Source organism: Pectobacterium versatile (assembly GCF_020166435.1).
GTDB lineage: Bacteria > Pseudomonadota > Gammaproteobacteria > Enterobacterales > Enterobacteriaceae > Pectobacterium > Pectobacterium versatile.
Genome location: NZ_JAINZP010000016.1, coordinates 79,794 through 86,409, shown reverse-complemented (window position 1 = coordinate 86,409; position 6,616 = coordinate 79,794). Strand labels below are relative to the sequence as shown.

Annotated in this window: 8 protein-coding genes; 5 read left to right on the top strand and 3 right to left on the bottom strand. The window is 43.3% G+C overall.

The window, feature by feature from the left end; translation table 11 throughout:
- Positions 1–139: 139 nt before the first annotated feature.
- Positions 140–1,060 carry a 5'-nucleotidase gene (locus K7X24_RS16500; RefSeq protein ID WP_127157652.1) on the bottom strand — a complete coding sequence of 307 codons (921 nt, stop codon included), beginning with the start codon at positions 1,058–1,060 and terminating at the stop codon, positions 140–142.
- 296 nt (positions 1,061–1,356) lie between these two features.
- Positions 1,357–1,548, bottom strand: coding sequence for a YlcI/YnfO family protein (locus K7X24_RS16495; RefSeq protein ID WP_116165064.1), 192 nt, complete (start codon positions 1,546–1,548; stop codon positions 1,357–1,359).
- Positions 1,549–1,733: 185 nt separating this feature from the next.
- On the opposite strand from K7X24_RS16495, the gene K7X24_RS16490 reads away from it, so the two are divergent.
- The gene (locus tag K7X24_RS16490) at positions 1,734–2,075 is read left to right on the top strand and encodes a hypothetical protein (protein ID WP_224555887.1); all 342 of its coding nucleotides are present in this window, start codon (positions 1,734–1,736) and stop codon (positions 2,073–2,075) included.
- A gap of 455 nt (positions 2,076–2,530) precedes the next feature.
- Here K7X24_RS16490 and K7X24_RS16485 read toward each other — a convergent pair whose 3' ends face one another.
- Entirely contained in the window at positions 2,531–2,854 is a 324-nt protein-coding gene (locus K7X24_RS16485) for a hypothetical protein (protein ID WP_224555885.1), read from the bottom strand.
- A gap of 118 nt (positions 2,855–2,972) precedes the next feature.
- Here K7X24_RS16485 and mobC point away from each other — a divergent pair, with 118 nt between their 5' ends.
- The 4 genes from mobC (at position 2,973) to K7X24_RS16465 (ending at position 6,418) form a co-directional block, all read left to right on the top strand.
- Positions 2,973–3,716, top strand: coding sequence for a MobC family replication-relaxation protein (gene mobC, locus K7X24_RS16480; RefSeq protein ID WP_224555884.1), 744 nt, complete (start codon positions 2,973–2,975; stop codon positions 3,714–3,716).
- Positions 3,717–3,774: 58 nt separating this feature from the next.
- Positions 3,775–3,993 carry a type II toxin-antitoxin system antitoxin CcdA gene (gene ccdA, locus K7X24_RS16475; RefSeq protein WP_224555882.1) on the top strand — a complete coding sequence of 73 codons (219 nt, stop codon included), beginning with the start codon at positions 3,775–3,777 and terminating at the stop codon, positions 3,991–3,993.
- A gap of 2 nt (positions 3,994–3,995) precedes the next feature.
- On the top strand, positions 3,996–4,301 hold the full coding sequence (gene ccdB, locus K7X24_RS16470) for a type II toxin-antitoxin system toxin CcdB (protein WP_224555880.1): 306 nt from the start codon (positions 3,996–3,998) through the stop codon (positions 4,299–4,301).
- 650 nt (positions 4,302–4,951) lie between these two features.
- Complete coding sequence (locus K7X24_RS16465; protein WP_224555875.1) at positions 4,952–6,418, top strand: hypothetical protein; 1,467 nt, start codon at positions 4,952–4,954, stop codon at positions 6,416–6,418.
- Positions 6,419–6,616: the final 198 nt, after the last annotated feature.

The window sequence follows — 6,616 nt, the reverse complement described above, 5'->3', positions numbered from 1 at the left end:
TCGAGTATCTTTTAGCACCTAAGCATTCTGCCAAAGCCTTCTTATGAATCGAAGACGAGTTACCCAATTTTCTAGCAGAAAATATCATGATATTATGAAAAAAATTTTATATATCACGATTAAAATACGAAGATATATTTTATTGGTTCGTTATTCCAAATGGGATATGTACTGAAGGAACTACGGAACTAGCAAGTTGCAGATGGCTAGACTGATCATCGAAAAAAATATGAGGTTTTAAAATACTAAGCACCTTTCTCTTCTCTATTCCTCCTAAGAAAAATGCATCATTCGTCATAACTCCCCATTTCTTAAGTGTATTCAAAGCTCTTTCGTGTGAAGGAGCATTCCTTGCAGTTACTATAGATATTCTGAGGCGATTCTCATACTCTGGATGAGATATTTTATATTTCTCTTCCACAGATTGAATCTTTGAAACTCTGACCAAAAACTCCTTAAGGGGGCCAGGAGTATGAGGCTCCATAACATTTTTCACTTCATTAGCATGGAATTCATCAAGCCCCGATGCCTGCATAACAGATTCGGAAGCGTCATCAGCAAGAACACCATCAAAGTCGAATGCGATTCGAAGAGAGTTATCAGTCTCATCATCAATGAATTTTGAGTCAAGAACTCTGCCTGCTGGAAATCCTGATTTAATTGCAACATCAACATCTTCTTTATTTCCCGATAGAAATAAAGAAATATTTAATGCTGGTATATATTCATAGGGAGACTTGCCTTGCATAAATATCGCACGGGTTATATTTAAACCATAATGCTCAATTGTTTTCATGACCCTAAGACCTGTATCTGGATCATTTTTTGAAAGTAATACAACTTCAACTAAAGTGTCATCACTTAAATCATTTAAAGCAAGTAATCTCTTTATAAAAGGGTATGCAATTCCTGTTGGCAAAGGATTATTCAAATTTGATTCTTGAAATTTCCGATACTCTTCCTCCCCTTTACTTTTGAATACCTCGTCTGATTCGGTCAAATCAAATACTGCGCTGGATGCTACACCGATGACTAAGCGACTTTCAAGATCGTATGCCATAAACTCATTATCCTTAAAATAAATATTTATAACGCCAATGGGTTTTTCTATCAGATGAAAAAAATTCAACCGTGATCAATTTCACTATTCTTCAGAGGGACTATCAATTAAAAATAGTAGACCTATATATTCGATTCCCCCGATATTGGGAACTTGCTAATATTTACGCAGCCTGCACAGAGAGTGTAAACGAAGTTTTCGTCTCCGATTAATCTACACCGTAAGCTTTTCACTCACAAGATTCATCGCATCCTTCCTTTTCAATATCTTACAATGCAGATTAAAGATACAGACTATTATTTAATAGGCTTATCGCCTTTTAGCGCTGCCAACTTTCTGTTACAAGCATCCAGAACCCAGGCTGAAAAATTAGCATCGGGATCTTCCGCTTTCTCCTGCGCAACGCTGGCATTGATTTCTTCGATAAGCTCATGTGGGAAGCGAATTCCCTTTGTGGTTGAACGCTTGTTTTTAGAACCTGTAGGCATGCCATTTTCCTTTCTCGCTGAACGCACACTATACAAGGAAAAATATTTTTAAACACGTTGACGTGTATGTGCACCTAGCGTTAAGGTGTATGAACACCAAGAACGAATTCATGGTGAAAAACGAAACCCGGCAGTGCGCCAACACTAACCGGGCTTCTGACCACAACATTATGAGGACTAATGCTATGGCTGACACCGATAGTAACACGGGCGCGTCTTATCAATCACTGCCGGATTATGAGAACCATTACTCCGCCATGAGTGCCGCGCTGGCTCGTCTGGACTTTTCACACATGGACAATGACGAACTCTCGCGGGTCACTGAGTATTGCGTCGAAACGCAGGCCGGACTTTGCCATTGCCTGAATTTCATTGGCGATGCGCTGATTACTTTTGCCGATAATGACGTGTGCGAATCGACGCCAGAAAGCTTGTGCCAGTTGGGGCATGGGTTAACTGCAATTAGTTTACTCATCCCTGCCCTTTCCGATATGCACAAACGCGCACATTCACTCACCGCCAGATAGCCATCTGAATATGTTCTGCCCGATTAAAGCTCTGCCGTTAGGTCAGAGCTTTTTTGCTTTCGTGGCTGAATAATCATAATTCTTCCTAACCGATATTGAGTTGTTTGCAGGCAAAACCGCCCTTTCCCGATAGCCTTCCCTACTGGCTAATTCCAGCATGGGAGAATACATGCCAACACGTTTTATTTTCGCAACGCTGACCGCGCTCAACAGACCATCCAGCCACGACGCAGAACGCGACGGAGTTAGGCGGTTGAATGCCTGCGCCTCGCGGGCACTCAACCGTGGCGTGAGGCGAGTAAATTCAATTTCACAGAAATTGCTAATTTGCGTCGCCCGAACCCATCGGCGAGCGTTTCTCCCAGGGGAAACCGAGCAGGCTGGGGGGAGCCGAATAAATTTTGCCGCCCCAGCGAGCAAAAAGACGCGCCCACGCGTCGGTTTATTTGGGGGCTTCAGCCCCGCACACCGTCGCGGCTAAGTCTCCGGCCACAAGCCGGTAGCGAGGCGCGACTACCCGCTTTGAAGGCGTTTTCCCATTTTTTTGCTGACCGGAACGGGCAAAAGAAAAAGTGGGCTAAAAACGGCGTCTCAAAGGGGGTAGTCGCGCGTAGCGTGCGACGGTGTGCCGCTGTTGACGTTGGGGGTTTTGGCGTGGCGTCCAGCCGCGACATTACCCCCATGCGACAGGCAATAAGGGCGTCCAGCCCGCATGAACTGGCGCACGCCGTTTTGTGCCGGGAAATGTATTTTCCGGCGCATGGCTGCAAAGCTGCCACCGCATTCGCCTCATGCTGTCGGCACATCGCATGGGCGCATGTCATTCACGGAAATATGAGCCGAGGCCATGAGGCGAGAAAGGCGGAAAAAAAAGCAGCCAGAGACAAAGGAGGATCAATGCTAATTTCTGATTACCGTGAACGCCGCGAACGTCATTGCGAAAAGATCCAGATACTGCTCAACTTCCTGAAAGAAGAAACCTACAGCGACTTTAAAACGCTGATGCTGCTTTTTGATTATAAAAATCACAAGCCGCTTTATCTGCTGCTGGCAAAGGCCATCGACATGGGATTCATTCAAAAGCAGACGTTTTGCACAAGGATGGAGAAAATCTCACTGTGGGGGATCACCAACGACGGATTGGCCGCGGTAGTCACGCCAGATGATGACGGCTTTCCTGCACGCTTTGAGCCTGCCAAAATCACGGGCTGGACGCTGGAGCACCACCTTGATAACCAGCTCGCCCGGCTTATTCTGGAGAAGCAAGGCGCTTACGGGTGGCTTCACGGCAACCGCCCAACATTTCGCAGCCGTTATCAGGTAAAACACCGCCCGGATGGGGTGATAACGCTCCCGAACGGAACGGTCATCGCAGTAGAGACTGAGCGCCGTCTGAAAACCAAAGCCCGCTACCAGTCGATTATCACCAATCATTTACTGGCTCGCACTCAAAAACACTGGATGTACGCTTTCTATATCGTGCCGGATCCACAGAAAAAGCGAGCTATTGAACGGATGTTCAATAGTGTGAAATACGCCATCGTCAACCATCAGCACATCCCGCTGGAAGCGAAGCACCGCCATGTTTTTCGGGTTTATACGTTTGAGGAACTTAAACGGTTAGCATTAAATTTTGACTAATTGCTGAACAACAACGCGGAGTATATACTCAAAGTATGCACACGAGAGGATCACTATCATGAAACACCGCGTCAGCGTTACCGTGGACAAAGACAATTATCAGGTTCTGAGTGCTGCCGGAGTCAATATTTCCGGACTGGTGAATGACGCCATTGGCAAAGAAGCCCGCCGCATAAAGGCAGAGGAGTGGAAGAAGGATAACCGCGAAGGGATGGAAGAAGTCGCCCGATTTATCGCACAGCATGGCTCGTTCGCAGATGAAAACAGGAACTGGTGATCATGCAATTCATTGTTTATCAATACAAACGAGCCAGCCACTACAAAATGTTTGTCGATGTGCAGAGTGATATTGTCGAGACACCAAAGCGACGTATGGTCATTCCGCTTATCGAATCACATCACCTGTCTGAGAAAGTGAATAAAACGCTGTTCCCCCAGATCCGCATCGACGACGAAGATTATCGACTGATGACCACTGAACTATCGAGCGTTCCCGTTGAAGTCATTGGTGAAGTGATTGTGGATCTTGGCGACTACGCGGATGAGATCAAGGATGCTATCAATCTTATGTTTTGGGGGATTTAAGAGAGATTCAGTGTGTTCATATTGAGCCTTATAAATAACGTTCTTTAAGCTGAATAAAATCAGTATGCCAGAAATCTATGGAAGTGAATGGTTCGGTTTATCGGGATTATTACAAGTGGCCAAACTCATTAAACCACTATAATGTGATATATTAAAGGTCGGAGAGCGGTCATCTCCGACCTTAGCTATGTTTATATTATCAGTTCAGATAACGTATCAGCTCTAATAGCATAATTAACGCTCTGAGAGCGACGATTATTTTGTCAATCACCTGTTTACTCCATTAAAATAAAGCGAAGCCCCACGGCTTACTCTTAGGCTGCCTGTCCCCGTGGGTGTTCTGTATGTTAGATGCAGACTGCTTCACTCCAGCCAGAGCACTAAAACCGCTAGCACGCGTCATTTCAGTCAGGACTTAGGATTGGCCAATCCTTGTAGAACAGGTCGTTGATGCTTTTTCCTACTATCTAGACGTGCTGCATCGGATCTATAGTAGGTTGCCCTTAAGCAGCATGTCTCATGACAGCAAACGGCAGGTGTAGCTGTATTAGGTGTAGCTACTTAGCAAGAACTGGCTCACTGCTCTAGGTATCGATGCTAAAACAAGCCTGCGATCCAAAAAGCAGAAAAAATTAATAAGTGAGAATTTCATGAGTTCAACGAACAAAGAAAAGCTGTGTGTTACGAACAAAGATGAGTTACGTCGCAGACACAGTGGAAACTATCAACCTGTGGGAAACGGGGAAATCTATCTCTTACCATATGAAGTCTTATTACGCTCGAAACCCCAATCATTTTTTTCGTCCCTATCAGACTATGACTATCTAAAAACAGCTACTAAGGTTGGGCAGCTAAGTCTCAAAGAGCTTAGAAAAGAATTATGGCCACTGAATGAAGATAAAAATCAAAATGACTTTTGGAAGAACTTCAACGATTCAGCACTCAAAATGCACTTAAATACCATTTTGGGTACAACTAAGGAAATGAATCAGAATAAAGATTGGCGTAGAATCTATTTAAAGCAAGCCAAAGAAACAGATGTCGATAAACCGCACCACGAAGATATGCTCAAATGCCTTTATCTTCTAGCGCATTTACATAAAGCAAGTCCTACCTTTATTCGGCAATTGTCAACAGTCAATGATGCATGGTCTACCGATTTAAGAGTATATTACCCACGTAAAGGCTTTGCATTCAGTGACGAATACGGCAGCTATCTCGCGGAACTGTACAGCAACATTCTTTATCATCAACCTGAAGCCATTCGTAAAGTGGTAAAAAATCTTGACCTCTTAATTGATAAAATGGTCAAGTATCATAATGGGATGTTTGCTAGTATATTGGAACGACGTAGTGAAGATATTGATAGCCCCGGGCTCAAGATCCTAAAATACAACCAAATTGCGTCTATCACACATACTCAAGCTTTACAAAATATATTGATTGATAAAATCACAGGTTCTTTCCATGATGACTCTTTTATGCAACTGACAAAAAGAACACATCAAGGACTGGCGAATGCGGATCATTATTGGTTAGTGGCAGCTCAAAGCCTGAAGTTTAAAATTCAATCCCCCATGACCAAGAAAGGACAGTACTGGTACTTGGATAAAAAGAACTCTATATCGCAAAAGGAAGTGGATCAGCTCATTAATCTATACGCAAATGCATTGGCCGCTGATGCTTTAAACGGCTTAACATTCGAAAGTATAGGCTCTAAAAGCGGTCAAAAAGACACATCTCTGTCTGCTGCGATCAGACAAATGGCTGAGCAAAATCCACAAACAGTAGATAAGATCTTAGAGTCCCGCGCTCTGAATGTCGCGAATATCCCAGAACTCTATACCAAATATGTTCAATACCGAACCCAATATGCCGAATATTATTTAGATGGAAATCATGATAATTTACTCACGAGCATGAGAGATAATAAAAAAATAGAACGAGTACTTGATTATATTAGAGGCAACAACCTTGGTCAAATCCATGCTGACATCGATGAAATTGAGAGAGAAATAAAAATGATGAATCTTCTTGAAGGAAATATAGATAACATAGAAAATGTCACAATAGTTTTTGAGTATGGCATACATGAATTACCTATACGAAACAAATAGAAACATAGAAAACGTATATATTAACACTCCCAGTATTAGCTACATTTTTGTTATTTTTTCAGAAGCAGATAACGGCTCAGATCAAGTAGGGTAGTTAACGCTCCGAATGAGTGATTGTTTTGTTAATCATCCATTCGGAGCAAGATTCCATATGTCCCCGTGGATTTTCTGTATGTTAGATGCAGGCTGTCTCCTCTT